At 33.7% G+C, this 398-nt stretch carries 1 protein-coding gene; it reads left to right on the forward strand.

Annotated elements, in window-relative coordinates; translation table 11 throughout:
• A partial coding sequence (locus FHL80_RS25925; protein WP_216871054.1) for a hypothetical protein occupies positions 1 to 398 on the forward strand: 398 nt, incomplete at both ends.

Consider the following 398-nt stretch of genomic DNA (forward strand, 5'->3'; position numbering starts at 1 on the left):
ATTATACAGTATGTTACATTTGATAATGTTGGAGGTGATAGCGATCCATTTAAAATCCAAAACTTAATCTTTTCTACATTAAATGATGTGGTCTATGGTACGCTGGGGATGAATGTGGAAAATTCTCACTTATCTTTACTATCAAGTAATATTCCCTATTTTGACTATAAAAATCAAATTAGTGATTCGGTTGTGCAATTGGAGAAAGTGGAAGATAATTCTCAATGGCAGGCAAATGGAACAATTAGTGTCTCTTTACTAAACAGCACAAGTCAGTTGAGTACTTATGTAACTGGCAACTCGTATTTATCGGCGATTGATGAAATTGAATCCTACATTGGACTGGAGAATGTAAAAAGTCAGCTAAAACAATTAGTATCGTTAGCTAAAATGGACAG

This window comes from Modestobacter excelsi (assembly GCF_005930495.1).
GTDB lineage: Bacteria > Actinomycetota > Actinomycetes > Mycobacteriales > Geodermatophilaceae > Modestobacter > Modestobacter excelsi.